This window comes from Pseudomonas sp. SYWMCR5 (assembly GCF_057197165.1).
Map to the genome: position 1 here is coordinate 1 of NZ_JBXUNH010000009.1, position 26,628 is coordinate 26,628.

Consider the following 26,628-nt stretch of genomic DNA (forward strand, 5'->3'; position numbering starts at 1 on the left):
GCCTTCATCAAGAAGCACTCGACGGATTACCCGGTGCGGCGCCTTTGCCAAACCCTCAAGGTGCATCCCAGCGGCTATTACGCCTAATTGGCCGAGCCTCAATCTGCCCGAGCAAAAGAAGATCATCGTCTGCCAGGCTTGATCGGTGACAAGCTACGCATAGAAGGCCTGGGGCCGGAGATCGAGATCTTCACCGATGAACAGCTGCGCATGTCGGTCGCGGTGCTGGCGGGTGAACGCATACCGATCACCGAAGCCGAAGCCGACGCCCTGACCGTGATCGGTGCGGTGGATAGTCGCAGACATCTCAAGAGCAGTGCTCCAGGCTCCGTGATCTGAGGCCTGCAAGGGAGTTCTCGTTCATCTGATATGGTTTTTATCGCCCTACCTGAGCCTGTGCTGTAAACAGATCGGGGGCCATAGTGCCCGGGCCTGATCGAGGCCTGATGAGCGAACCACCATGAGCGAGAGAATCCCCTTCCGAATCATCCAGATCGAGCCTGCGGCCAACACCCCCAAGCGCCAAGCAAACGGGCGCATCCACACCCGCAGCTTCACAGGCCTGTACCGCAATCTGCGAATTGGCTTCGCCGGCCTGCTGTTCGTATTGTTCTTCGGCACGGCCTGGCTGAACTGGAACGGCCGCCAGGCCGTGCTCTGGGACCTTGCCGACAGCAAGTTCCATATCTTTGCCGCGACCTTCTGGCCGCAAGACTTCATCCTGTTGTCGGCACTGCTGATCATCTGCGCGTTCGGCTTGTTCGCCATCACCGTCTTCGCCGGGCGGGTGTGGTGCGGCTACAGTTGCCCGCAGAGCGTCTGGACCTGGCTGTTCATGTGGTGCGAAAAAGTCACCGAAGGCGACCGCAACCAGCGCATCCGCCTGGCCGCCGCGCCCTGGAGCCTCGACAAGCTCGTCCGCCGCAGCCTCAAGCACGGGTTGTGGCTGGCCATCGGCGTGATCACCGGCCTCACCTTCGTCGGCTACTTCACCCCCATCCGCCCGCTGGCCCAGGAGTTGCTGACCCTGCAATTGGGCGGCGTCGCGTTGTTCTGGGTGGTTTTCTTCACTGCCGCCACCTACCTGAACGCCGGTTGGCTGCGCGAAGCGGTGTGCATGCACATGTGCCCCTATGCGCGCTTTCAGAGCGTGATGTTCGACAAGGACACCCTGGCCGTGGCCTACGATCCACGTCGTGGTGAAACCCGTGGCCCACGCAAGAAAGGCAGCGATCGCCAGGCACAGCACCTGGGCGACTGCATCGACTGCACCCTGTGCGTGCAGGTCTGCCCCACCGGCATCGACATCCGCGACGGCCTGCAGATGGCCTGTATCGGCTGCGCCGCGTGCATCGACGCCTGCGACGGGGTCATGGACAAGATGGGCTACCCCCGCGGGCTGATCGGCTACAAGTCCGAACACAACCTGCAAGGCGGCCGCACCCACTGGCTGAGACCGCGCCTGCTGGGTTACGCCACGGCCTTGGTGGTCATGATCGGTGCCTTGGTGATTGCCTTGCAGATGCGCCCCATGGTGTCGCTGGACGTCATCAAGGACCGCGGCCTGTTCCGCGAGAACGCCCAGGGCCAGATCGAGAACATCTACCTGCTAAAGATCATCAACAAGACCCAGCAGCCCCAGCACTATCAACTGCGTCTGGTCGACGCCGAAGGCTTCGTGCTGCACGGCAAGCAAGCGGTGTTCATTCCCGCCGGAGAAATGAGCGAGCTGCCGGTATCGGTGGCGATGCTCGCCGATCGCCCGACGAGCAGCTCGGTAGACCTCACGTTCGAAGTACAGGACAGCGACCAGCCGCAGGTGTATAGCCGTGCACGCAGCCGTTTCGTCGCGCCACTGAACCGCTGATCCCTTACACTGCCTTCAACCTTGCCTGCCAGGCCGAAAAAAACACAACGATGAAACGTTACGAACGATTCGCCGACGATATCGCTGAACTGATCCGCTCCGGGGTGCTTGGCCCCGGACAGCGTGTACCCTCGGTACGCTACGCCAGCCAGACCCACGGGGTCAGCCCCTCCACGGTGTTCCAGGCCTACTACCTGCTCGAGCGCCGCGGGCTGATTCGTGCCCGGCCGCGTTCGGGTTACTTCGTCAATACCCACGCACCTCGCCAGTTCAGCGAACCACAGGCACAGGCACCGGTCAGTGAATCCACCGATGTCGACGTCAGTGCCCTGGTGTTTTCCATCCTTGATTCGATCAAGGACCCCCATACCGTCCCCTTCGGCTCGGCCTTCCCCAGCCCCACCCTGTTCCCGCTGCAGCGCCTGGCCCGCTCGCTGGCCAGCGCCAGCCGCGCCATGGACCCACGCGTGGTGGTCACCGACCTGTCACCGGGCAACCCGCAGTTGCGCCGCCAGATCGCCCTGCGCTACATGGTTGGCGGCCTGATGCTGCCGATGGAAGAGCTGCTGATCACCAATGGCGCGCTGGAGGCCCTCAACCTGTGCCTGCAGGCCGTCACGGAGCCTGGCGACCTGGTTGCCATCGAAGCCCCGGCCTTCTATGTGTGCCTGCAGGTACTCGAACGCCTGAAGCTCAAGGCCGTGGAAATTCCCGTGCACCCACGTGAAGGCATGGACCTGGGGGTACTGGCACAAACCCTGGAGAAGCACCCGGTCAAGGCCGTATGGTCGATGACCAACTTCCAGAACCCGGTCGGTGCGAGCATGCCCGAGGCGAAAAAGCAGGCACTGGTCGAACTCTTGCACCGCCACCAGGTGCCACTGATCGAGGACGACGTCTACGCCGAGCTGTATTACGCCCAGCAAGCGCCCAAGCCGGCCAAGGCCTTCGACCGCGACGGGCTGGTAATGCACTGCGGCTCGTTCTCCAAGAGCCTGGCGCCCGGCTACCGAGTGGGCTGGGTCGCCGCCGGGCGTTTTGCACAGAAGATCGAGCGGCTCAAGCTGATGACATCGCTGTGCGCCTCGATGCCGGCCCAGGCCGCCATCGCCGACTACCTGCAACATGGCGGCTACGACCGCCACCTGCGCAAGCTGCGCTATGCCCTGGAAGGCCAGCAGGCCAGCATGCTCGCCGCCATCGCCCGCCACTTCCCGGCGCAGACACGGGTCAGCCAGCCCGCCGGCGGCTACTTCCTGTGGCTGGAACTGCCCGAGCAGATGGATGCGCTCAAGCTCTTCCACATGGCCCTGGCGCAAGGCATCAGCATCGCACCAGGGCCTATCTTCTCGCCGACCCGGCGCTTCGGTAACTGCATCAGGCTGAACTACGGCAGTCCCTGGAACGACGCCACGGAGACTGCAATGGAGACACTGGGGCGTATCGTACGCTCGTTTTGAACGATCAGCCGCTATAGTAAGGCTAATCTGCCCAAGGATGAGCATGCGATGGACGATCCCACCCAACTGCGCCAACAGATCCTGGCCTTGCAGCAGCGCAACGGCGAGCTGGAAAACAGGCTGGCGCAGCAAGCCGAAATGTCGCCCTTGAACAACGTCCTGATGCGCCGGGTGCACGAGCAACTGGAGCAGCGCTTCGACCAGACCCTGGCCGAACGCCGGCTGTTCATCGAGCTGGTCGATCACAGCCTGGCCAATGTCTTCGTCATCGCTCCGGACCTGCGCCTGCAAGCGATCAACCGTACCGCCCGCCAGACATTCCAACGCCTGCATGGCTTCTGCCCGAGGATTGGCGATCGCATCGACGAGTCACTCGCAGGCCTGGAACAACCGCTCCACTGCCTGCTGCCGCTGGTTACCCGAGCGCTGGCGGGTGAAACCCTGATCGAGAGCGTCGCCTTCGACGGGCCACCCTATCGGCGCTACTACGAGCTACGGATCACCCCGCTACGCAGCGACGACAACCCACTACTGTGCGCCTGTCTGTTCGCCTACGACATCACCGAGCGCACGCTCGAACAGGAGCGCCTGTACGAAGCCGAGCAGGCGTTGCGCCAGGCGCAGAAAATGGAAGCGGTTGGCCAGCTCACCGGCGGCATCGCCCACGACTTCAATAACCTGCTGGGCGGCATTTTCGGTGCTCTGGAGCTCGCCAAGCCACGCTTGGGCGGGCCGCATAACGATGAGGTGAGCCGCCTGTTCGACATCATCGAACAAAATGCATCCAAGGCCGCGTCATTGGTGCAGCGTCTGCTGGCCTTCTCGCGCCGACAGACACTGCTGCCCCGCGCCACCGACATCCAGCAACTGGTCGGCGACATGCTTGCGCTGCTGCAGAGCTCGCTGCGCTCGGACATCCAGCTCATCGACCGCACAGCCTCACAGTTGTGGCCAACCTGCATCGACCCCTCGCAACTGGAAAGCGCGCTGCTGAACCTGTGCCTCAACGCCCGCGAAGCCATGCCCCACGGTGGCACCCTGCAGATCCATTGCGAAAACCTGGAGATGGCCCCGGCGCAAGCGCAGCGCCTGGGGCTCGCTGCGGGCCAATACCTGCACTTGCGTGTCGAGGACGACGGCCAGGGCATGCCTGCGGATGTCGCGCAACGGGCCATCGAACCCTTCTACACCACCAAGCCACTGGGCCAGGGCACCGGCCTGGGGCTGTCCATGGTGTACGGATTCGTGCGTCAGTCAGGTGGGCAGATGCACCTCGATTCGATCCCGGGCAGCGGCACCTGCGTCCACCTTTACCTGCCCAGGGCTGAAACCCTGCAAGCCCACGAACCGCAGCGCCTGTCGCCCCCGCCAAATGCGCAGTCGATCCTGCTGGTCGAAGATCAAGCGGCGATGAGGCTGGTCATCAGCGAGCTGTTGAGCGAGGCAGGTTATGACGTACACGCCTTTGCCAGCCCCGATCGAGCGCTTGCCGCCCTGCGCAAGGGGCTGCGCCCGCACCTGCTGGTCGGTGGCACCGCCTTGTCGGACAGCCCGAAGGGCCAGCAACTGATAGAAATGAATGTGGCCTTGACGCCTGGCTGCACGACCTTGCTCATCAACGGCTATGCCACGCAAACACAGGCAGCCCATGACGGTCTGCCCGCGAACACCGAAGTCATTTCCAACCCGTTCGAGTTGAAAACACTGCTCGAACGGGTGACGAAGATCCTGGCTTGAGGCTCAGCGCCCGCCCCCCAGATCAAGGAAACTGCCGGTGGAATAGGACGCCTTGTCCGACAGCAACCAGAGGATAGCCTCCGCCACCTCCTCCGGCTGCCCGCCACGTCCCATGGGCAGGCCAGGTTCGAGCTTGCTGACCCGCTGGGCATCACCGCTCAGGGCGTGAAAGTCGGTATGGATGTAGCCAGGACGCACGCCGTTGACCCGCACACCCTCGCCCGCCACTTCCTTGGCGAGCCCAAGGGTGAAGGTATCCAGCGCGCCCTTGGAGGCGGCATAGTCTACGTACTCGTTGGGCGAACCCAGGCGTGCAGCCACCGACGACACGTTGACGATCGCACCACCCTGCCCGCCATGGCGGCGCGACATGCGCAGCAAGGCATGCTTGGCGCAGAGCATCGGGCCGACCACGTTGGTTTTCATCAGCTTGAGCAGGCGGAACTCGGACATCTCGTCGACCCGGCTTTGGGTAGCGATGGTCCCGGCGTTATTGACCAATGCCGTGACAGGGCCGAGCTCCTGGTCGATCCGCTGGAACACCTGGATCACCTCATCCTCGACGCTGGCATCGGCTCGCACGGCGATGGCCTGGGCGCCCAGCGCCCGAACCTCGTCCAGGATGCGTTCGGCAGCGTGATCGTCGGCGTGGTAATTGATGCAGATGCGATAGCCCTGTTGCGCCGCCAACCGCGCGGTCGCGGCACCGATACCGCGGCTGGCGCCAGTGATGAGAATGACCTTGTCCATGAAACTGCCACTGTCGAGGGAATAGACCTACAAGGTTAGGGGAAAAGCCCCGATCGCGGCAACGGCTGCACGCAGCCGTGCCGCAAGTACACCTCAGTGCCCCGCCGAAGCCGGCCCTGCCTTGGCCGTGAAGGGCGGGCGAGCCAGCCACACCAGCAAAATCAAGGCACCGAACACCCAGGTCAGCAAGGTGAAGTAGTCCACCGTCGACATCATGTAGGCCTGGCTGTTGAGGATCTGCTCAAGCTGCGCATAGCTCTGCGGGCTCGCCCCACCGAGTTGCTCGAGGGTGTGACGCGTTGCCGGGTCGTACTGGCTGATGTGCTCGCTCAGGTAGGCATGGTGCTGGTCGGCCCGGCGGATCCAGATCCAGGTGGTCAGCGAGGCGGCGAAACTGCCGCCCAGTGTCCGCAGGAACGTGGCCAGGCCCGAGCCGTCGGCAATCTGATGCGGCGGCAGGTCCGAGAGCAGGATGGTCAGGGTCGGCATGAAGAACAGCGCCACCCCGATCCCCATGAACAACTGCACCAGGGCGATGTGCAGGAAGTCGACCTCGCTGGTGAAGCCCGCACGCATGTAGCAGCTTGCACCAATGGCCAGGAAGGCGATCCCTGCCAGCAGGCGCAGGTCGAAGCGATGCGCATACTTGCCGACGAAGGGCGACATGATCACCGGCAGCAGGCCGATCGGTGCTACCGCAAGCCCCGCCCAGGTCGCCGTATAGCCCATCTGCGTCTGCAGCCACTGGGGCAGGATCAGGTTGATGCCGAAAAAGCCCGCATACCCGCCCACCAACACCAGGGTGCCGATGCGGAAATTACGGTGCACGAACAGCCGCAGGTTCACCACCGGGTGCCGATCGGTGAGCTCCCAGATCACGAAGATGGCCAGGAAGACCGCGGAAATCAGGCTACCCACCACGATGAACGAGGACTCGAACCAATCCAGGTCGTTACCCTTGTCGAGCACCACCTGCAACGCGCCGACACCGACGATCAGCGTCAGCAGGCCGATGTAATCCATGGGCTGGCGGCTGGTGGTCACCGGACGTGTGCGCATCTGCTGGCGCACCACGGCGGCCGCGAACAGACCGATCGGTACGTTGATGAAGAAAATCCACGGCCAGCTGTAGCTGTCGGTTATCCAGCCGCCGAGGATGGGCCCGGCAATCGGCGCCACCACCGTCACCATTGCCAGCAACGCCAAGGCCATCCCCCGTTTGGCAGGCGGGTAGACAGCAATCAGCAAGGTCTGGGTCATCGGGTACAACGGGCCGGCAACAACGCCCTGGAGCACGCGAAAGCCCACAAGCTCGGGCATCGACTGGGCGATACCACAGAGGAACGACGCCAGCACGAACAGCAAGGTGGCCCAGATGAACAGCTTCACCTCGCCAAAGCGGCGGCTCAGCCAGCCCGTCAGCGGCAGGGCAATGGCATTGCTTACCGCAAACGAGGTGATGACCCAGGTGCCCTGCTCGTAGCTCACCCCCAGATTGCCTGAAATGGTTGGCAACGCCACGTTGGCGATGGTGGTGTCAAGCACCTGCATGAAGGTTGCCAGCGACAACCCGATGGTGGTCAGCAGCAGGCTCGGCGGGGTGAACTGGGCGGATGCGCCGTTGCTCATCGCTGCGCCGTCTTGCCACTGGCGGCGCTGTTGTCATGGATCAGCTGGGCGATCAGACGATCGGCCTCGGCCAGTTGGCGGTCATACACCTGGGTGGTGTAGCTGGCCTGCTGCGGTGGCTGTTGGGCCAGGGCCGGGCCACTCTGGTCGTGCAGGTCGACCTCGACCACGGTGGACAGGCCGATGCGCAGCGGATGATCCTTGAGCTGCTCGGGGTTCAGGTGCACGCGCACCGGCACACGCTGGACGATCTTGATCCAGTTGCCCGTGGCGTTCTGCGCGGGCAGCAGAGCGAAGGCACTGCCGGTGCCCGCGCCCAGGCTGTCGACCGTGCCGCTGTACTTGACTTCGCTGCCGTACAGGTCTGCGGTGATCTCCACCGGCTGGCCGATACGCATGTCACGCAGTTGGGTTTCCTTGAAGTTGGCGTCGATCCAGACCTGGTCGAGCGGAATCACCGCCATGGTCGCGGTGCCTGGTTGCAAGCGCTGCCCCAATTGCACGGTGCGCTTGGCGACGTAGCCGGTCACCGGCGCCACCAACGTCGTGCGAGCGTTGTCCAGGTAGGCCTGGCGCAGGTCGGAAGCGGCCGCCATCACCTCCGGGTGCGACGACACCACGGTGTCGTCGATCAGCGCAGTGCTGGTGTTGAGTTGCTGGCGGGCGTTGTCCAGGGCGCTCTGCGCGGCGGTCAGGTCGTCGCGTGAGTGCGACAGTTCTTCTGCGGCGATCGCCCCGCTGTCAGCCAGGACCTTACGGCGGTCGTAGTTCTCGCGGGCCTTCTTCAGTTCGGCCTGGCGCGTCTGCACCTGAGCCTTGAGCGCATCGACGTTGCTGTACAAGCCGCGCACCTGGCGCACCGTGCGCGCAAGCTTGGCCTCGCTGGCCTGCAGGGCCACCTCGCTGTCACTGGGGTCGAAGCGCAACAGCACCTGGCCGGCATGCACCAGGTCGCCATCGTCGGCGCCGATGCTGGTGACGGTTCCCGTCACCAGCGGCGTGATCTCCACCACATTACCGTTGACGTAGGCATCGTCGGTGCTTTCGTGCCAGCGCCCGATCAACGTGTACCAGGCCCAGCCGGCAGCGCCGGCCAATATCAATACCAGCAGCAGGGCCAGCAGCCAGGTCTTGCGCTTGCGCGTGGCGTCGGGCGCTTCAGCGGGAGTGGGTGCATCCGAGGGTGTGGCCATGAGAGTACCTTTGAATCAAGTCGGATCAGGGGTGCGATCGCCGAAACGGGCAATCGTCAACGGGTCGCTGGCGGCCAAGAGAATCTTTGCCAGCAGCGTCTCGAGGGTCTTGAGCTCGCCGGCTTCGAGTGAACCGACCAGCTCGTTCATCGCCATTGCCCCGATCTCCGGCAGGCGGTCAGCCAAGCGTTGACCGTCTTCGGTCAGCACCAGCCGCACCTGGCGACGGTCGTCGGGGCAGCGGTTGCGCAGGATCAGGCCCTTCTGCTCGAGGCGGTCGAGCATGCGCGTCATCGAACCGCTGTCCAGCCCCAGGCAGCGGCACAGCTCGGCCGGGGTATCCACCTGGTACTGGGTCACGATGATCAGCACCTTGAACTGCGCAGCGGTAACGCCATCAGCTTCCAGGTGCCAGTCGAGAATGCGGTCCTTCAATAACGAGGCGCGGCCGAGCAACATGCCAATGGCGCAGGTCTGGAAATTTTCCGGGGTGAAATGGGCCATCGGCATCGCTCAACAAAGATGTTAGAAAATATTACTGCCTAGGCAGTTAATGTCAAAGCTTTTATTAGTAGGCTATCTAAGTCATTGTTCCGCCAGCCCTCTCGGTTGTCTCCATGCGCTTGCGCCGGAAAGCCGACGAAAAAAAATCGCAACTGATAGTCATTCGCCATTATCTCGGTTCTCGCGGAGCCCTTCTGGAAGGTAGAATGCGCAAAACCGGGAGCCGCAATGAACCAAGACCGCTTCACCCCCCTCGACGACGATGCCATCACCGATGCCGCTGCGCATTGGTGCATGCGCCTGCACGCCGAGGACTGCTCGGCCGACGAGCGTGAGGCGTTTGCTCAGTGGCTGGCCGCCGACACCCGGCATGCCGAGGAATACCAGGCGATGCTGGAGATCTGGCAGACCGCCGACATGCTGCCGCGTGCCGCCAACGTGATCGAACTGCCTGCGGCCAGACCCCGCCAACGCAACTGGCGCCCACTGGCCTCAGCCGCGGTGATCACCCTGCTCGCCCTACCCCTGGCCGGCTGGATTGGCTGGGAGCAAGGCTGGCTACCCAATCGCTACCAGCATTTCGACAGCGACCAGCAGGTGCGTACAGTGCAATTGCACGACGGCAGCCAGGTCGAACTCAACCTGAACAGCGAGCTGCGCTACCTCAACTACAAGGACCGGCGCCAGGTCGACCTGATCCAGGGCGAAGCCTTCTTCAAGGTGACCCACGACAGCGAGCACCCCTTCATCGTGCGCGCCGGTCACGGCCAGACGCGGGTCACCGGCACGCAGTTCAACGTGTGGAAGTACGAAGACCAGGTCAAGGTGACGCTGGTCGAAGGCTCAGTACTGGTTTCCAGCAATGGTGGCGAAGGCGGCTACCGCCTCGGCCCCGGCATGCAGGCCAGCTACCGCATCGGTGACTTCGAGCCGCAACTGGCACAGAGCGACGACTATGCCAACAGCCTGGTCTGGCGCAGCGGTCGCCTGGTACTCGACAACCTCAGCCTCTCCCAGGCATTGCCGGTGATCAACCGCTACCTGGACAAACCCCTGCTGCTGGCCGACAGCAGTGTCGGTAACATCCGCATCAGCGGCATCTACGACACCCGTGAGGTCAGCCGCCTGGTGGACAACCTGCCCAAGGTCCTGCCGATCTACCTGACCCGTAACGACAACGGCAGCACGGTCATCAATCGCATCCTGCCGTCCGCCGACAAAGGGTGATGTGCGCTGCCGAAATGACAGGCGTAAAAAAGGCGCCTCATCGAGGCGCCAAGACATTCACCTGCAACCAAAGGAGCGCAAGGCTTCTGAAGGTGAATGGGCTCAAGCTCAAAGAATCGACAACGGATACTCGACGATCACCCGCACCTCATCCAGGTCGGACTCGAACGCCGTCGCCCGGGTGGTCGCCTGGCGCACGCGCAGCGAGAGATCCTTGGCCGCGCCGGTCTGCACCACGTACTTGACCTCGATGTCGCGCTCCCAGCGCTTCTGGTCGGTCAGCGGATCGCCATTGCCGTCGCGACGCATGTAGTAGGCGTTGGCGTTCGAGTAATCCGCATCACTGCCGCGCCCATAACGGGTCATGAACGACAGCCCGGGAATCCCGTACCCGGCCATGTTCAGGTCATAGCGCAGCATCCATGAGCGCTCCTTGGGCGAGTTGAAGTCGCTGTACTGGATGGAGTTGTCGAGAAAGATCGAGTCGGACTGGCGCAGATAATCGAAATCGTCGTCGCCATTGTTGCGTTGGTGGGTCAACGCGAGGGTGTGGGCGCCGTAACGCACACCCACCTTGGCGCTCCAGATGTCGTTGTCGAAGGTGCCCAGGCGTTTGCGCCCTTCGTCCTTGGCGTTGTAGAAGTTGAAGCCACCGATCAGCGCCAGCTCATCGCTCAACGGCCAGGTAACGCTGGTACCGGCGTAGTACTGGTTCCACACATCCTTCAGGCGGCTGCCGAACAGGCTGACGCTGACCTGTTCGTTGACGGCATAGTCGCCGCCGCCATAGGCGATCCATGGCGAGTCCACAGGCCCGCCGTAGAAGGTCGCGAAAGACTCGCGCATGTCGCTGGACATCGGCTGGCTCATGGCATGCAGGCGCCCGGCCTGCAGGTTCAGGCCCGCCAGGCTGGTGTTTTCGACGGTCACGCCGCGAAAGCTCTGTGGCAACAGGCGCGAATCCCCTGCCGCGACCACCGGGTTGGCCGGAAACACATCGCCCACCCGCAGCACCGTGTCGAACATTCGCACCTTGGCCGCGCCGCCGAGCTTGCTGTATTCGTCGCGCGCCTGGCCGTCACGATCCACCGGCAGTACATCGAACGAGCTGCGCCCACCGTTGCGTCCGCCTCCGCTGTCGAGCTTGAGCCCGAGCATGGCAAAGGCATCGACCCCTACCCCCACGGTTCCCTCGGTGAAGCCGGACTCGAAGCGGGTGATGACGGCATGCGCCCAGGCTTCGGAATAGCCATTGTCGGGCGCCTTGGCCCGGTTGTAGGTCGGCGCCACCCCGTCGCGGTTGTCACGGTTGAAGTAGAAGTTGCGGTTCAGCACGCTCAGGCGGCTGCCCTCTATGAACCCTTCCTTCGCAGCGTCCTCGGCCCACGCCGAAGGACCGGCCAGCGCCACCAGCGCGGCCAGGGAAAGTCCTGGACGATATCTCATGCGATGCTCCTTCGATAACGGCTGTTGTTCTTGTCAGGCCGTTGCGCAGGTGCGTTCGCGGCCAGCATCGATGCTCGCCGCAGGTGGATAACGGGAAGGTGATCGGCACATTACAATCGCGTCATGCGTGCGGACCTTTCACAACTGTAAGGCTGTCGTCATGCCCCTGTTGGCTGCTGCTCGCTAGCGTGATCCGGAAACCACAGCCCGTCCGGAGACACCCCATGAAACGACTGAGCACAGCGATCGCCCTGTTCCTGCTGGCCTTCGGCGTCCAGGCCACCGGCCTTTCCGCTCAGAGCAGCGAGCAGTTGCTGCAGGCCCACCAGCAAGCCGTGGCCGCCTACGCCATCAAGCGCGACAAACCCATGCCGGAGATCGTCGACTACCGCTACGGCATGCCACTGGATGTGGCGCGCCTGGTGCGCCAGTCGGGCGACCCGCGCACCTGCGAGGTGGTACCGCGCCTGATGACCTTCGAGGACAGCCAGGGCACCTTGCGTACCGTGCGTTATTCGGTGCAGTCCGAATGCATCAACAACAAGTGAAAACCCGACGCAGGCTCAATTGCCCGTCAAGGTCACGTCCACCAGGCGCATGCTGTCGCGTCCACTGCGCTTGGACTGATACAGCGCGGCATCGCTCTGTTCGATCAGCGCCGTGAGGCTGGCCGGCGGCTGATCGAACAAGTTGGCACCGATGCTCAAGGTCACCGCCATCGGGGTGACGAAGGATTGTGCGGCGATGTCCTGGAAGCGCTCACGAAGTATCGCGCCCAGCACCTCGACTTCGTCGCGGCGCGCATTGCCCAGCAGAATGACGAACTCATCGCCACCCAGTCGCGCGGCCAGGGCATTGGCCGGCAGCAGGCCGCGAATGGTTTCGCTCAGCGCCACCAGCAGCCGGTCACCGGCGGTGTGACCGTACAGGTCGTTGACCAGCTTGAAGTTGTCGATATCGATCAACAGCACGGCGCCAGGGCGCTCGTGGCTGGTCGCCCGCAGCAGCACCGGTGCGCGCACTTCCAGGGCGCGGCGGTTGAACAACGCCGTGAGCGGATCACGCGCGGCCAGAAGCGCGATGCGTTCCTCGCGACGGTAACGCTCGGTGCCAGTCATCGACAGGGCGATCAGCATGATCGCCATCGCCCCTTCGATCAGCGAGATCTGGATGATTTCCCCGCGAAAGGCCGCAAGATCGAGCAAGGCTCCCGGAATCACCACGGTCAGGGCCTTGATCACGTAGAACAGCCCGTGGATCAGCATCACGTAGCGCAGTTGCACCGCCCCCACACTCAGCGACACACCGTGCGGACGCAGCAGAAAACTGGCCCGCAGCGACACCAGGGCCACCAGCAGCGAATTGACCACCAGCATGATCTTGGACCACGACGGCCCTTCCGGCAGCAGCAGCAGGCTCACCCACAGCAGCACGACCAGCAGCCAGCCCCGTGACAATCGCACTTCAGTGAAACGGGCAACGCCCAGCAGGAAGCAGAAATGCGCGAACACCAGCAGACCGTTGGCGAACCAGATACCAATCAGCAGGAAACCGTTCATGCGCAGCAGCGCGAGGGTGGAGCCAACGGTGATGGTGGCGAAACCGGCACTCCAGTAGAGCAACGACGACTCGCGCACACTGCGCCATTCGATCGTCAGGTAAAGCGCCGCCGCTGCCGCGAGGGCAACGGTCAGGGCCAGGAGGGTTGGGGGGTCGAGCGTCATTGACCGGCGTGCCTGTCTTGGAGTGCAAAAGCGGTGATTGTAAGCGCTCCCGGCAGGATTGCAGAGTGCCACCTCATCGGATTACTGCCCGGAAAGGAAGGTGACCAGTTGCCTGGCATGGGAGCTGAGACCTTCCCAGCTGCGAAAACAGATGCGCAGCTCAAGGGTGGCCCAACGCTCCTCCAGTGCCACCCGGCGCACTGCGAGCTCCTGCTCGGCACGCACGGCAGCGATCTCGGGGACAATCGCCAGCCCGGCACGCTGGGCGACCAACTGGGCAATGGCCTCGAAACTGGGCGCACGCACGCGGATCTTCAGCGGCATGGCCAGGTTCATCGCCAACTCCTCGACGAATCGCTGCATGGCGCGCTCTGCCGGCAGGCAGACGAAGGCATGATCCAGCGCATCGATCAGCCGCAATTGCTCACGCCCGGCCAGCTCGTGATCGGCGGGCACCAGCAGCACCAGGCGCTCGGTGCGAAACGGCAGCGATACCAGGCCATCGTTGACCAGGTTGCCGTCGAACACGCCGATCTCGCACTCCCCGGCCAGCACCACGCGCAGTACATCGACACTCTTGTGCTCGACCAGCAGCAGGTCGATCTCGGGGTAGTCGGCCAGGAACGGCCCCAGTACCGCTGGCAGCAAGGTGCTGTTGGTGACCGTCGAAGCCGCCAGGCGCAAGTTGATGCGCCGCTGGCCCGCCAGCTCCTTGAGCGTGTCCTGCAGTTTCTGCGCCTCGCCCAGCACCCCACGGGCCGACTCCAGCACCAGCCGCCCGGCAGGGGTCAACTGCATACCGTCGGCCTTGCGGGTGAACAGGGTCAGACCGCTACGCTCCTCGAACAGGCGCAAGCGCGTGCTTGCCGCCGACACCGCCACCGGAAAACCGGCTGCGGCCTTGCTCAGGCTACCGGTCGCAGCGATGGCAGCCAACAAGCGCAGGTCTTGAAGATCGAAGTGCATGGGGTTTCTCCAAAAGCGAACGCCATGTTCCAGAAAAAGCGATTCTAGCTTTCGGGCCTTCTATCCAGAATAAGCCTCTGACTTATTTTGTTGCGGATTCAGCATGAACAGCCTGCGTACCTCTCTTGAACGACACCTGCAAAATGGCAGCCTCTATGCAGTCCTGGCCGCCCTGGGTTTCAGCTTCAAAGCGATCTTCGTCAAGCTTGCCTACGCTGCGGGGCCTGTGGATGCAGTGACCTTGCTGGCGCTGCGCATGGGCCTGTCGCTGCCGCTGTTCGCCTGGCTGGTGTGGGCCAGCCGTCGCCCGGCGAGCATCCCGCTGACCCTGGGCGACGGGTTTCGCGTGGCAGTGCTCGGCCTGTTGGGCTACTACCTGTCGAGCCTGTTCGATTTCTATGGTTTGCAGTTCATCAGCGCGGGGCTGGAGCGCCTGATCCTGTTCACCTACCCGACCCTGGTGCTGGTATTCCAGGCCATCGCGATGCGTGAGCGCCCTACCCCGCGCACCCTGCTGGCGATGGGCTTGTGCTACCTGGGGCTGGGCATCGCCTTCGTGCACGACCTGGGCGCCGCCGGCGGCGGGCACGCAGTGCTGGTGGGGTCGCTGTGGGTGTTCGCCAGCGCAGTGACCTACGCGCTGTATTACTCCGGTACCGGGATGATGCTCAAGCGCATGGGCTCGATGCGCATGGCCGGGCTGTGTGGTTCGGCATCGTCGCTGATGGTGCTGGCGCATTACTTGCTGGTGGCGGATGTCACCCAGTTGGCGCAATTGCCCGCTGCGGTGTGGGCCTATGCAGCGATGATGGCGCTGTTTTCCACGGTATTGCCGATCTACTGGGTAGCCCTGGCGATCCAGCGCCTGGGGCCGACGCACACTGCGGCGGTCGGCAACCTGGGGCCGGTGCTGACCATGCTGGCGTCCTGGGCCATCCTCAGCGAGGCGATCTCGGGGTATCAGATTGCCGGGCTGGTGCTGGTGTTGCTGGGGGTATCGCGGCTCAAGCCGGCCAAACCCAAGGTGGCCGAGGTGCAGAAGGCTGTCGCCTGAGTCGGGTGATGGCGATTGCTTTACCGGCTAGATACAGTAGAGCCCTCAGGGCAAGGGAGCCCGTGAATAAGCCACACGAACACCAGGAGGATCTCTAAGTGCATAAATCGGCGTCCTGCATTACTTGCGTCACATGCCCATTCCTAGATAAACCAAGCCCGGCCAAGCACTGAGCCCTTCTCGTATGACAAACACCACAGCACGGAGCACCTAATGGAAGTCTCAAGAACGTCCCTTCTAATGAAACGCATAGGGGCGTACATCATCGATTACGGAGCAATCGTCCTGCTCGGCCTCGGGCTTGCTAATCAAGAGACCCTATTGTTCGCAGGGCTTGAACTGGTCTTCGTCCATATATTCCTATATCCCCTGTGCGAGTGGCTTTTCAAAGGTAGAACACCAGGAAAGTACGTCTTTGGACTGACCGTCATCAACGGAGCAGGCGGGCCGCCAACGCTTGTTCAAGCTCTGATCCGAGGGTTCATGAGACACATTGACGTACCTCTGGGGATCATAACGATCTTCATCTATACGCAGTCCGCAAGGTGCCAGCGGGTCGGTGACATGCTCTCTAGAACCTATGTCATACCGTCCAAGGATCTAGCCCAGCTCCGTGCGACGATACAGGCACCAAGCCTCTGAACAACAGGTCACCCCAAGCCCGGCCGAGCGCTGGGCTCCTTTTGCACGCAAGGACCAATGGATGCCAACAACCACTCAGGGACGAGTTGCCCTACTACGCCAGGTTGCTGGTATCAGAAGGATGCCGAAGTAGGAAAGCTCGGACAGGTCGAAAGTGACGATGGAGAGTACGGCCTTCCCATGGATCATTCTGAACTTGAAATTTTGGGGTATTACGAGTATTGGTGGCGGCTTCAAAAAGTAAGGAAGCTCAATTCAATGTCTTGCATGAAATGCCTCTGCCTTGGCGCTCTCGCAGTGGCAACTCTCTCGGGATGCGTTACCGCGCCCACTTGGGTTAACAGGGGCCCAGTGGATCTAGACGCCTGGAACGGTCAGATGGATTGCTATACCGATGCCAATATCATCGACGGCAAACGGGTGGAAGGTACGATCTGCGCCACTGATGAATCTGGTTTCTTCGGAGGCGGCGAGCCGGAGGTCTTTTTCGGGCCTTGGAATCGCAAATTCATGAAAGAGTATGCGAGCGCAACAACTTCTGGTGTAGCTAAGGACTGGGAGGGCAAAAAGGTGCTCTTGCAATGCGCCCCCACGCTCGCGAATGATAACAAAACAGTTACGAAGCGCTTTTGCAAAGTTACAGTTAACGATCAGTTGCTGGTTAGCGCGACCGTCAAGTACGTGCAGTAAAAACTAGGCCTCTCGGGCCTGACCACACTCAGCCCGGCCGGAGAGGCTCGCTTGATCGCCTCCCAGTCGGGTTGCTTCGTAGTCATTGGAACATCCTGAACCTCGAAATCGTGGCCGGTAACCGGTATTGGTAAGGATGCTAGGTTGATGGTCGCTGAATGCCCTCCGCTGATGTGGGAGCCGGAGGGCGCGCAGAAGCACTTTGTGCGAGTAATGCCAGCGTTATGGCAACATCACCTCTGGACCCCGCGATCTAAATCGAACCGGTCCAGCTCCATCACCTTCACCCAGGCCGTCACGAAGTCCTTGACGAATTTCTCCTCGGCATCGCTGCTGCCGTACACCTCGCTCAACGCCCGCAACTGGGCGTGAGAACCAAACACCAGGTCGACCCGGGTGCCAGTCCATTTCACCTGCCCGGTCTTGCGATCACGGCCTTCGAAGGTCTCGTTGTCGGCCGAGGTCGGCTTCCATTCCACGCCCATATCCAGCAGGTTGCGGAAGAAATCGTTGCTCAAGGTGCCGGGCTTGTCGGTGAACACCCCATGCTGGCTGCCGCCATGGTTGGCGCCCAACACCCGCAGGCCGCCGACCAGCACGGTCAGTTCCGGCGCGGTGAGGGTCAGCAACTGGGCCTTGTCCAGCAGCAGCTTCTCGGCCTTGACGCTGTACCTGGCCTTGGTGAAGTTGCGCAGGCCGTCGGCCAGCGGCTCCAGCACGGCGAACGACTCGACATCCGTCTGCGCCTGGGAGGCGTCGGTACGACCCGGCCGGAACGGCACGCTGACCGTGTGCCCAGCGTCCTTGGCAGCCTTCTCGACCGCAGCGGAGCCAGCCAGCACGATCAGGTCGGCCAGCGAAATCTTCTTGCCGCCGCTGTTGAACTCGCCCTGGATGTTCTCCAGCGCCTTGAGCACCTTGTCCAACTGCTGAGGCTGGTTGGCGGCCCAGGAACGCTGAGGCTCCAGGCGCAGACGCCCGCCGTTGGCGCCCCCGCGCTTGTCCGAGCCACGGAAGGTCGAGGCTGCCGCCCAGGCGGTGGACACCAGTTCGGCAACGCTCAGACCCGAGGCCAGCACCTTGGCCTTGAGCGCCGCGATGTCCTGCTCGCCGACCAGCGGGTGATCGACCTTGGGGATCGGGTCCTGCCAGAGCAGTTCTTCCTGTGGGTTTTCCGGGCCCAGATAACGGGCCAGCGGCCCCATGTCACGGTGGATCAGCTTGTACCAGGCACGGGCGAAGGCGTCGGCCAGTTGCTCGGGATGCTCCTTGAAACGCCGGGCGATCGGCTCGTAGATCGGGTCGAAGCGCAAGGCCAGGTCGGAGGTGAGCATCATCGGTGAATGGCGCTTGGTCGGGTCGTGGGCATCGGGCACGCTGTTGGCACCCTCGCCGTCCTTGGGACGCCATTGGTGGGCGCCCGCCGGGCTCTTGGTCAGTTCCCACTCGAAGTTGAACAGGTTGTTCAGGTATTCGTTGCTCCAGCGGGTCGGGGTCGAGGTCCAGGTCACTTCCAGGCCGCTGGTGATGGTATCGCCACCCTTGCCGCTGCCGAGCTTGTTGGCCCAGCCCAGCCCTTGCAGCTCGAGCCCGGCGGCTTCAGGTTCGGGGCCGACGTTGTCCGCAGGGCCTGCACCGTGGGTCTTACCGAAGGCGTGGCCGCCGGCAATCAGGGCCACGGTCTCTTCATCATTCATCGCCATGCGGCCGAAGGTCTCGCGAATATCCTTGCCCGAAGCGACCGGGTCAGGATTGCCCTCCGGGCCTTCGGGGTTCACGTAGATCAGGCCCATCTGCACGGCAGCCAGCGGGTTCTCCAGATTGCGTCCCGCAGGCTCGGTGCGGCTTTGCTCCTGCGCATGCTTGCCAGGCTCGGCCACCAGATCACCCTTGCCAGGTGGCTGGGCCTTGCCGTAGCGGGTGTCGCCACCCAGCCAGACCTTCTCCGAGCCCCAGTACACATCTTCGTCCGGCTCCCAGACATCGGCGCGGCCACCGGAGAAGCCGAAGGTCTTGAAGCCCATCGACTCCAACGCAACGTTGCCGGTGAGCACGATCAGGTCGGCCCAGGAAATCTTGTTGCCGTATTTCTGCTTGATCGGCCACAGCAGCCGCCGGGCCTTATCCAGGCTGACGTTGTCCGGCCAGCTGTTGAGCGGGGCGAAGCGCTGCTGGCCGGAGCCCGCGCCACCACGGCCGTCGGCGATGCGGTAGGTGCCTGCGCTGTGCCAGGCCATGCGGATGAACAACGGTCCATAGTGGCCGAAGTCCGCAGGCCACCAATCCTGGGAGTCGGTCATCAGCGCTGTGAGGTCTTTTTTCAGGGCTTGGAAATCAAGGCTCTTGAACGCCTTGGCATAGTCGAATGCCGGGTCCATCGGATCGGACTGGCTGCCATGCTGGTGGAGAATCCTGAGGTTGAGCTGGTCGGGCCACCAGTCACGGTTGGTGGTGCCGCCGCCTGCGGTTTGATGGAACGGGCATTTCGATTCGTTCGACATCTGCGGGTACCTTATGGGTCGGTTGTCCAGATTTCCGGTCTATGCCAGGTGTTCTGCAGCCCGAGCCGCAAGGCTCGGGCCTTCTCTTCATCAGGTGGTGGTCGGTCTTTTGCCGACGCGGGGCCGCGGCGCTGCACGCGCAAATCGGGAGGCCACGGGAAAGACTAGCCCAGCATGGGCAGAGGTCTAATAGAGCGACTATTGAAAGGCGATAGGCTGGGTCTGTCAGGCCGGGCTTTGGCAGCGCCGCCCATCGACATCGTCGATAGCGACCATGAATATCTTCAAGTTCCACCGCGAGAACCGGAGGCGGAAGATGGCTTCATTGAACCTTCGATGAGGCAACGATCATGGCATCGATCAGCAAAGGCGGCATGCTCGCCGCGATCCTGGCCCTGCTGGCCGCCCTGGGTGGCTGTGCCGCCTCGGCCACCTCGCAGGTGGCGCAACCCTACGGCCACTTCTATTCGGCCACCGAGCTGTCCAGCGTGTCGCTGACACCGGGCCAGCATGTCGCCGTGCTGTTGGGCCGCAATGCCTGCGCCACCCTGGACTACCTGCAGCGCCATCGCGAAGCCCCGCCTTCAGTGCCTGGCGCCTCGCGTGCCGTGCAAGTGGCCACGCTCAACGGTGGCAGCCAGGCCTACAGCTGGCTGGCCCAGTCGCTGGCGCAGACCTTCGCCGAGGTCACCTTCTACGACGATCTGGATACCCTGCTCGCCGACCACCCCGACGTGATCGTGCTGCTCGATGCCCAGAGCCGCCTCGCCAGCGCCACCAGCCCAGACATCGAAACCCAGGTGGTCGCACGCTTCTACGATGACCAACTGACCTACATCGGCCGCGCCGAAGGTCAGGCCCGTGAAGCGTTGCCCAGTGACATGACGAATCTTGCCCACCAGTTGCAGGTCGAGCAGAACGTGCAGGCCGATGCCCTGCGCAGCTTCGACGCCTCGCTCAAGGCGCTGGTCAACGGCTGACGGTCACTTGCGCCGCTGCATCCAGGCGGCGCCAAGGCCGCTCAAGCAGATGATGGCGATGCCCACGATGCTGGTGGTGTCCGGCACCTGGCCGAACACCACCAGGCCCAGCACCCCCGCAAAGACGATCTGGCAGTAACTGAACGGCGCCAGCAGCGCCGGCGCTGCGTGGCGGAAGGCCTTGGTCAGCAGCAGGTGAGCAGTCATGCCGCAACCGCCGAGCGCGAGCATCAGCAGCACGTGCTGCCATTGCGGCGTCTGCCAGAAGAACGGCACCAGCACACTCATGATCAGGGTGTTGCACAGCCCTGCGTAGAAATTGCTGGTGGTTGGGCTGTCGTGGGCGGCCAGAATCCGGGTCAGCAGCTGATAGAAGCAGAAGCCCAGGGCAGAACCGAAGGGAAACAGGATCGCCGGGGTGAACATCGCCCCGCCCGGATGCACCACCACCAGCACGCCGATGAAGCCCATCACCACCGCCAGCCACTGGCCCGGCGTGACCCGCTCCTTGAGCAGCGGAGCCGACAGCGCAGTGACCAGCACCGGGGCGAGAAAGTTGACCGACGTGGCCTCGGCCAGCGGCAAGTACTGAAGCCCCGCCGTGAACAGCAGGCTGGTGCTGAGCAGGCTCAAGGCACGCAAGGTCTGCAGCAACGGGCGTCGGGTGCGCAGCACGCTCAGCCCAGCCTGGGGCATGAAGATGCCGGCCATCAGCAGCGTATGCACCACATAGCGGGCCCAGACCACCATGATCACCGGGTAGATCCCACCGAGGAACTTCGACAGCCCGTCGTGGCTGGCGAACAGGAACGTCGCGGCCACCACCAGGGCGATGCCGCGCAAGGGGTGGTTGACGCCGGACAGCGGGGTACGGGTGGTCATGCGGATCTCTGGGTGAGGCGAACCCTGCGAGTTTAGAAGAGATGGGGCGTCGGGTGGCAAGTGTTTTTGCCAGCCCGTCAATCCCTGACAATCTGCTTCAAGCGCTCGCTGGCCGGTGCCGGTCGTCCATAGAAGTAGCCCTGGAAGTGCGAACACCCTTCTGCGGCCAGACGCTCCATCTGCTCGACCGACTCCACGCCCTCGGCCGTGGTCTTGATCATCAGGCTGTTGGACAGCTCGGTAATCGCGCGGATGATCGACATCGCCTCGCGGCTGTCGCACATGTCGTGGACGAAAGACTTGTCGATCTTGATCCGGTCGAACGGGAACGAGCGCAGGTAACCCAGTGACGAATAACCTGTGCCGAAATCATCCAGCGAGATCGACACGCCCAGGTCTTTCAGCTCCCGCAGGATGCGCACGTTCTCCTCGCTGTTGCCCAGCAGCACCGACTCGGTGATCTCCAGCTCCAGGCGCTGCGGGTCAAGCCCTGAGTCCGACAGTGCCAGGGAAACGGTATGCACCAGCCCGGTATTCTTGAACTGCACCGGCGACAGGTTGACCGACACCACCTCCTGCCCTTCCCAGGTTGCCGCCTCCTGGCAGGCGAGGTTCAGCACGCGCGCACCAATCTCGTGGATCAGCCCGGTTTCCTCGGCGATGGGGATGAAGTCCATGGGCATGATCATGCCGCGGCTGGGGTGCTCCCAGCGCAGCAGCGCCTCGTAGCCGGTGACGCTGTTGCTCTGCTGGTCCACCACCGGCTGGTAGTGCAATTGCAGTTGCCCCAGGTGCAGGGCCGTGCGCAGGTCGGTCTCCACCAGGCGGCGCTGGCGTGCGGCAACGTCAAGTTCGACATGGAAGCATTCGTAGCGGTTGCGGCCATTGCGCTTGGCTTCGTACAGGGCCATGTCGGCGTAACCCAGCAGCAGCTCGGCGTTGTCCTGGTCCTCAGGCGCAAAGGCAATGCCGATGCTTACGCCGACAGTGAACTGGTGCCCTTCGATCTGGAATGGCGGGCAGATCGCATCGATCAGGCGCCGGGCGGTATTGCAGGCCGCCTCGCGGTTGTCCAGCCCGGCTAGAACCACGGCGAACTCATCGCCGCCTAGCCGGGCCAGGGTGTCGTGCTCGCGCAGCTCTCGACGCAGGCGCTTGCCCAGGGCACGCAGCAGTTTATCGCCGAAGGCATGGCCGAGGGAGTCGTTGATGTTCTTGAAGTTGTCCAGGTCCAGGCACAAGGTGGCGGTCAGCTTGCCACTGTCCTCGCCGCGCGCCAGCGCCTGCTTGAGACGCTCGTGGAACAGCGTGCGATTGGGCAGGCCGGTCAGTGCATCGTGATGGGCCATGTGGTGGATCTGCGCGTGGGCTGCCAGCTCCTCAGTGGCGTCCTCGGCGATGAACAGTACGTAATCGGCCTGGTTGTCGCGGTTCTGGCTGAGCAGCGCGCGGCTGCGCAAGGTGCGGGCACCTGCGAGGGTTTCGACACGGGTTTCAGCGGCGTAGCCCTTGGCACTGCGTGCACCGCGCGCCAACTGCTGCTCGAGAAACTCGGCGGCAGCCGGCACCACGCACTCGGCGGGCAGCGTACCGATCAGGCTCGCCCCCTGGCCACCAAACAAACGCTCAGCCTGCTGGTTGGCCAACAGGATGCGCTGGCTGGCCAGGTCCTGGACGATGACACAGGCCGGAATATTGGCGATCACCGAATCGAGAAACTGCGACAGGGTGCTCATCTCCTGGCTGTACTGCTCGGCCAGTTCCTTGGCCTGCAGAAGCTCCAGCTCGTAGCGGCGACGCTCGGAGATGTCACGGGTCACCTTGGCGAAACCGATCAGTTGGCCGCTGTCCTCGTCATGGATGGCCTCGATCACCACGCTGGTCCAGAAATGCGAGCCGTCCTTGCGCTGACGGACACCTTCGGCCTGGAAGCGCCCTTCCCGCCGTGCCGTCTCCAGCCCATGCTCGGGCAGGCCGCGGACGCGGTCTTCGTGGGTGTAGAACACCGAGAAATGCTGGCCGACGATCTCATCGGCCCTGTAGCCCTTGGCTCGCTCGGCACCGGCGTTCCAGTTGATCACATGACCGGCGCTGTCGAGCATGTAGATGGCATAGTCACGCACGCCCTGCACCAGCAGGCGGAAATGTCGCTCCTGCTCGCGTTGGGCCATCTGTGCATGGTACTGCTCAGTGCAGTCACGGGTGATCTTGGCGAATCCTACCAGTTGCCCGTCGTCGTCATGCACCGCCTCGATCACCACATGGGCGCGCAGCAGGCTGCCATCCTTGCGCAGACGCCAGCCATGCTCCTCGAAACGACCGCTGCGGCGCGCCTGCTCGAGGTTGGCTTGCGGCAGTCCGGCAGCGCGGTCCGCCTCGCTGTAGAACAGCGAGTAGTGCTGCCCGACGATCTCGCTGGCCTCATAGCCCTTGGCGCGCTGCGCCCCCGGGTTCCAGTTGGCGACAATCCCCTCCGGGGTCAGCAGGTAGATGGCATAGTCCACCACACTCTGGATCAACAACCGGTACATGACGTCGGGGCTCGCGACTAGCGACATGGCATTCTTCCTGAACCTGCGGGGCCGTTTTTCAAGATACTGGCATTATGCCGCTGAGCGACAGGATTTTGTGAAGTGGTTCACAAAAATTCGCGCGTGCGGCACTTCAGTGGCGCACCGCCATGACGCGCCAGGAATGCAGTTGCGGATCATCTTCCAGCGCGATCACCTGCACGGCGCGCGGCAACTCGGCAACGATGCGCGTGCAAAAAGCCATGGATACTTCATCCTGCCGAAAGCAGCGCAGCAGCCAGTCGTGGGCGCCACTGCAAAGCACCTGGGACGCTACCGCCCGGCCGATGCCCTGGCGACGGTAGCGCTTGAGGATGAACAGGTCGGCCAGTTCCAGGGCCTCGACGCCTGGCAGCTCGCTGCGCTCGACCAGCACAAAACCGGCGATGAAACCGTCGACCAGCACCAGGCTGGCGCACCACTCGGGCGATTGCCAGTAGCGGGCCATATGCGCCTCATGCAGGTAGAAACGCCCGTCCGCCTCGACGTCCTCCTGCTCCCAGTCGGAGGACTCGTAGGCATAGAACTGGTACAGATTGCGGATGACGTCGGCGTGTTCAGCGCCGGTTGGGAACAGCTCGAGTGTCGGCGCTGACATGGGGCGGACTCGCTGAAGGCAGGAGCGCCAATTCTACCCGCCCAGACAGGTTTTTCCAGGGATCGGCACCTCGATCCAAGTCCGTGGCGCCTGTCCTTGCGACAGGCGCCAGGCAAGGCTCATTTCTCTTCCAGCACGGCCCTGCCCTTCACTGCCCGCGGCCCGCGCCAAGCCCAGAACAACAGGCCGGGGAACGGCGCCCAAACCACGAACACGACCCACAACATCTTGCGCTCGGCACGGCGCTCGCTGCCGATGATGTGCCATATCGCCCAGATCTGCAGAAGAATCACCAGCACTGCGACGAGGATCCAGACCGTTCCGATTTCCATGAGCGTTCTCCTGTGAGCATGTACTGCATTTGTTCACGCCAGGCGCCAAGGGTTCATTCCAATCCGCCTACCGCCAGTGCCAGGGCTCGCGGCATTATCCGGCCAGTGATTGTCTTTCCCCGCAACTCCCAGCACACTTCCTGCGCCCTCGAAGGAAACGGAGTCCGCTGTGCCCACGCCTCGCCAGTTCAGCAAGAAGACTAGCACCAGTAACATGTTGCGGCTCAAATCCGGCGCCAGCGACGAACAGGTGCCGTACCGCGTCGACTTCGTTCTGCTCGAGCATTTTTCCATGGCCAGTTTCACCGTGGCGATGGACGTGCTGGTCACCGCCAACCTGCTGCGAGCCGAGAGTTTCCGCTTCACTCCGCTGTCACTCGAAGGTGACCGGGTGCTCAGTGACCTGGGCCTGGAACTGGTGGCCAGCGAGCTGGACCCGCGCAAGCTCAAGGAGCCCGACCTCCTGGTCATCTGCGCCGGCCTGCGCACCCCGCTCAAATATCCCGAACTCGACCGCCTGCTGGGCGACTGCGCGGCCCACGGCATGGCCCTGGGGGGCTTGTGGAGCGGTGCATGGTTCCTCGGCCGCGCCGGGGTGCTCGGCGACTACGGTTGCAGCATCCACCCCGAACAGCGCGCCAGCCTCGCCGAACGCAGCCCGCAGACGCGCATCACGCCGGCCAGCTTCACCCTCGATCGAGATCGCCTGACCGCCGCCAGCCCCAATGGCGCCATGGAACTGATGCTGGGCCTGGTACGCCGGCTGTATGGCGATGCCTTGGCCGAAGGTGTCGAAGAGATCCTGTCGTTCTCAGGTGCCCGTTATCGCCAGGTCGGGCCCGGGGCGAAGAAGTCCATGAGCCTGCAACTGCGCACCATTGTCGAGCTGATGGAAAACAACCTGGAGGAGACCCTCAGCCTCGATCAGCTGGCCGCCTACAGCGGCCGCTCGCGTCGGCAGATCGACCGCTTGTTCCAGGCCCAGCTCGGCACCTCGCCGCGGCGCTACTACATGGAGCTGCGCATCACCAAGAGCCGGCGGCTGCTGCAGTACTCGGACCTGTCGGTAATGGAAGTGGCGGTGGCTTGCGGGTTCGTTTCGGTGTCGCACTTCAGCAAGTGCTACGCAGCGTATTTCGGCTACCCGCCCTCACGCGAGCAGCGGCTCGGCGAGTGATGCGGCGCCTGGCGATCAGGCGCGGATGTAGCTGAGCACGGCCTCGCAGATCATCTGCTTGTGCCGCAGCTTGATCGCCTCGTCCGCCAGGTCGATCTGGAAGATTTCGCCGAAGGTGTGCCGGTTCGAGACCCGATAGAAGCAGAACGAACTCATCAGCATATGCAGGTCGATGACCTCGATGCCCGCACGGAACATGCCTTCCTCGACCCCGCGCTGCAGGGTGCGCGCCAGTGACTCGAGCACCAGGCTGCTCATTTCGCGGATCACCGGCGCCTGCTTGACGAACTCACCGTAATGGATGTTTTCGGTACAGACGATGCGTACGAAGTCGACATTGTGGTCGTGGTGATCGAAAGTGAACTCCACCAGCCGGCGGATCGCCTGCTCGACCGGCAACGACTCCAGGTCCAGGCTGTGCTCGGTCTTGCGGATGTCGCCATAGAGCTTGACCAGGCATTCCAGGTACAGCTGTTCCTTGCTGCCGAAGTAGTAGTAGATCATGCGCTTGGAGGTGGCGGTGCGTTCGGCGATCGCATCGACCCGCGCGCCAGCCAGGCCTTGCTGGACGAATTCGTGGATCGCAGCCTGGAGGATGTCCTCGCGGGTTTTCTCCGGGTTGTTCTTGCGCGACTTGCGCGCCCCGGCCTCGGACTGACCGAGGCTGACTTGCGGATCACTCATACCGACTCACAGGCT

The 26,628-nt window shown here is 63.2% G+C and carries 24 protein-coding genes; 11 read left to right on the forward strand and 13 right to left on the reverse strand.

From position 1 onward, the window contains the following. Positions 1-129 precede the first annotated feature (129 nt). From AC2CGW_RS20715 to AC2CGW_RS20730, 4 genes are all read left to right on the forward strand, one after another. Entirely contained in the window at positions 130-339 is a 210-nt protein-coding gene (locus AC2CGW_RS20715) for a DUF3203 family protein (protein ID WP_186665398.1), read from the forward strand. A gap of 121 nt (positions 340-460) precedes the next feature. After that, positions 461-1,867 carry a cytochrome c oxidase accessory protein CcoG gene (gene ccoG / locus AC2CGW_RS20720; protein ID WP_411382720.1) on the forward strand — a complete coding sequence of 469 codons (1,407 nt, stop codon included), beginning with the start codon at positions 461-463 and terminating at the stop codon, positions 1,865-1,867. A gap of 50 nt (positions 1,868-1,917) precedes the next feature. Further along, positions 1,918-3,327 (forward strand): GntR family transcriptional regulator MpaR, encoded by a 1,410-nt coding sequence (gene mapR, locus AC2CGW_RS20725; RefSeq protein WP_186663959.1) that lies wholly within the window; start codon positions 1,918-1,920, stop codon positions 3,325-3,327. 48 nt (positions 3,328-3,375) lie between these two features. Further along, positions 3,376-5,064, forward strand: coding sequence for a PAS domain-containing sensor histidine kinase (locus AC2CGW_RS20730; RefSeq protein WP_186720599.1), 1,689 nt, complete (start codon positions 3,376-3,378; stop codon positions 5,062-5,064). A gap of 3 nt (positions 5,065-5,067) precedes the next feature. Here the strand turns inward: AC2CGW_RS20730 and AC2CGW_RS20735 are convergent, their stop codons facing one another. The 4 genes from AC2CGW_RS20735 to AC2CGW_RS20750 all read right to left on the reverse strand — a co-directional run bounded on the left by AC2CGW_RS20735 (position 5,068) and on the right by AC2CGW_RS20750 (position 9,140). After that, complete coding sequence (locus AC2CGW_RS20735) at positions 5,068-5,814, reverse strand: SDR family oxidoreductase (protein WP_186663955.1); 747 nt, start codon at positions 5,812-5,814, stop codon at positions 5,068-5,070. Positions 5,815-5,907: 93 nt separating this feature from the next. Beyond that, positions 5,908-7,443: a DHA2 family efflux MFS transporter permease subunit gene (locus AC2CGW_RS20740; protein ID WP_054891541.1), complete on the reverse strand. Its 1,536-nt coding sequence runs from the start codon at positions 7,441-7,443 to the stop codon at positions 5,908-5,910. Further along, positions 7,440-8,636 (reverse strand): HlyD/EmrA/EmrK family protein, encoded by a 1,197-nt coding sequence (locus AC2CGW_RS20745; RefSeq protein WP_186707844.1) that lies wholly within the window; start codon positions 8,634-8,636, stop codon positions 7,440-7,442. Before AC2CGW_RS20745 ends, AC2CGW_RS20740 begins: the two co-directional genes overlap by 4 nt. Positions 8,637-8,651: 15 nt before the next feature. Next, a complete protein-coding gene (locus AC2CGW_RS20750) occupies positions 8,652-9,140 on the reverse strand; it encodes a MarR family winged helix-turn-helix transcriptional regulator (protein ID WP_186663951.1) in 489 nt (162 codons plus the stop codon). A gap of 228 nt (positions 9,141-9,368) precedes the next feature. Here AC2CGW_RS20750 and AC2CGW_RS20755 point away from each other — a divergent pair, with 228 nt between their 5' ends. After that, complete coding sequence (locus AC2CGW_RS20755) at positions 9,369-10,367, forward strand: FecR family protein (protein ID WP_484574515.1); 999 nt, start codon at positions 9,369-9,371, stop codon at positions 10,365-10,367. Positions 10,368-10,475: 108 nt separating this feature from the next. Here the strand turns inward: AC2CGW_RS20755 and AC2CGW_RS20760 are convergent, their stop codons facing one another. Then, positions 10,476-11,813, reverse strand: a complete 1,338-nt coding sequence (locus AC2CGW_RS20760) for an OprD family porin (protein WP_484574516.1) — start codon at positions 11,811-11,813, stop codon at positions 10,476-10,478. A 224-nt stretch (positions 11,814-12,037) separates the two neighbouring features. Between AC2CGW_RS20760 and AC2CGW_RS20765 the strand changes: the two genes are divergently transcribed. Then, positions 12,038-12,361 carry a DUF2790 domain-containing protein gene (locus AC2CGW_RS20765; protein WP_484574517.1) on the forward strand — a complete coding sequence of 108 codons (324 nt, stop codon included), beginning with the start codon at positions 12,038-12,040 and terminating at the stop codon, positions 12,359-12,361. A gap of 15 nt (positions 12,362-12,376) precedes the next feature. Here AC2CGW_RS20765 and AC2CGW_RS20770 read toward each other — a convergent pair whose 3' ends face one another. Both AC2CGW_RS20770 and AC2CGW_RS20775 read right to left on the reverse strand, forming a co-directional pair. Further along, on the reverse strand, positions 12,377-13,537 hold the full coding sequence (locus AC2CGW_RS20770; RefSeq protein WP_426352442.1) for a GGDEF domain-containing protein: 1,161 nt from the start codon (positions 13,535-13,537) through the stop codon (positions 12,377-12,379). Between the two features lie 81 nt (positions 13,538-13,618). After that, on the reverse strand, positions 13,619-14,503 hold the full coding sequence (locus tag AC2CGW_RS20775) for a LysR substrate-binding domain-containing protein (RefSeq protein WP_484574518.1): 885 nt from the start codon (positions 14,501-14,503) through the stop codon (positions 13,619-13,621). A gap of 103 nt (positions 14,504-14,606) precedes the next feature. Here AC2CGW_RS20775 and AC2CGW_RS20780 point away from each other — a divergent pair, with 103 nt between their 5' ends. The 3 genes from AC2CGW_RS20780 to AC2CGW_RS20790 all read left to right on the forward strand — a co-directional run bounded on the left by AC2CGW_RS20780 (position 14,607) and on the right by AC2CGW_RS20790 (position 16,889). Further along, positions 14,607-15,557, forward strand: coding sequence for a DMT family transporter (locus AC2CGW_RS20780; RefSeq protein ID WP_484574519.1), 951 nt, complete (start codon positions 14,607-14,609; stop codon positions 15,555-15,557). A 213-nt stretch (positions 15,558-15,770) separates the two neighbouring features. Then, positions 15,771-16,199: an RDD family protein gene (locus tag AC2CGW_RS20785; protein WP_186720611.1), complete on the forward strand. Its 429-nt coding sequence runs from the start codon at positions 15,771-15,773 to the stop codon at positions 16,197-16,199. A gap of 378 nt (positions 16,200-16,577) precedes the next feature. Further along, positions 16,578-16,889 (forward strand): hypothetical protein, encoded by a 312-nt coding sequence (locus tag AC2CGW_RS20790; RefSeq protein WP_484574520.1) that lies wholly within the window; start codon positions 16,578-16,580, stop codon positions 16,887-16,889. Positions 16,890-17,122: 233 nt separating this feature from the next. On the opposite strand, the gene katG is transcribed toward AC2CGW_RS20790, so the two are convergent. Next, a complete protein-coding gene (gene katG, locus AC2CGW_RS20795; protein ID WP_484574521.1) occupies positions 17,123-19,390 on the reverse strand; it encodes a catalase/peroxidase HPI in 2,268 nt (755 codons plus the stop codon). A gap of 350 nt (positions 19,391-19,740) precedes the next feature. Between katG and AC2CGW_RS20800 the strand changes: the two genes are divergently transcribed. Further along, on the forward strand, positions 19,741-20,370 hold the full coding sequence (locus tag AC2CGW_RS20800; RefSeq protein WP_186663932.1) for a hypothetical protein: 630 nt from the start codon (positions 19,741-19,743) through the stop codon (positions 20,368-20,370). A 3-nt stretch (positions 20,371-20,373) separates the two neighbouring features. On the opposite strand, the gene AC2CGW_RS20805 is transcribed toward AC2CGW_RS20800, so the two are convergent. The 4 genes from AC2CGW_RS20805 to AC2CGW_RS20820 form a co-directional block, all read right to left on the reverse strand. Beyond that, the gene (locus AC2CGW_RS20805) at positions 20,374-21,252 is read right to left on the reverse strand and encodes a DMT family transporter (RefSeq protein WP_186663930.1); all 879 of its coding nucleotides are present in this window, start codon (positions 21,250-21,252) and stop codon (positions 20,374-20,376) included. Between the two features lie 77 nt (positions 21,253-21,329). Next, complete coding sequence (locus AC2CGW_RS20810; protein WP_186663928.1) at positions 21,330-23,810, reverse strand: sensor domain-containing protein; 2,481 nt, start codon at positions 23,808-23,810, stop codon at positions 21,330-21,332. Between the two features lie 106 nt (positions 23,811-23,916). Continuing rightward, positions 23,917-24,420 (reverse strand): GNAT family N-acetyltransferase, encoded by a 504-nt coding sequence (locus tag AC2CGW_RS20815; RefSeq protein ID WP_186663926.1) that lies wholly within the window; start codon positions 24,418-24,420, stop codon positions 23,917-23,919. A 119-nt stretch (positions 24,421-24,539) separates the two neighbouring features. Then, positions 24,540-24,752: a PLDc N-terminal domain-containing protein gene (locus tag AC2CGW_RS20820; protein ID WP_054891554.1), complete on the reverse strand. Its 213-nt coding sequence runs from the start codon at positions 24,750-24,752 to the stop codon at positions 24,540-24,542. Between the two features lie 169 nt (positions 24,753-24,921). On the opposite strand from AC2CGW_RS20820, the gene AC2CGW_RS20825 reads away from it, so the two are divergent. Beyond that, the gene (locus AC2CGW_RS20825) at positions 24,922-25,929 is read left to right on the forward strand and encodes a helix-turn-helix domain-containing protein (RefSeq protein ID WP_186720616.1); all 1,008 of its coding nucleotides are present in this window, start codon (positions 24,922-24,924) and stop codon (positions 25,927-25,929) included. Between the two features lie 15 nt (positions 25,930-25,944). Here the strand turns inward: AC2CGW_RS20825 and AC2CGW_RS20830 are convergent, their stop codons facing one another. Next, positions 25,945-26,613 (reverse strand): TetR/AcrR family transcriptional regulator, encoded by a 669-nt coding sequence (locus AC2CGW_RS20830; RefSeq protein ID WP_186663922.1) that lies wholly within the window; start codon positions 26,611-26,613, stop codon positions 25,945-25,947. Between the last annotated feature and the right edge of the window lie 15 nt (positions 26,614-26,628).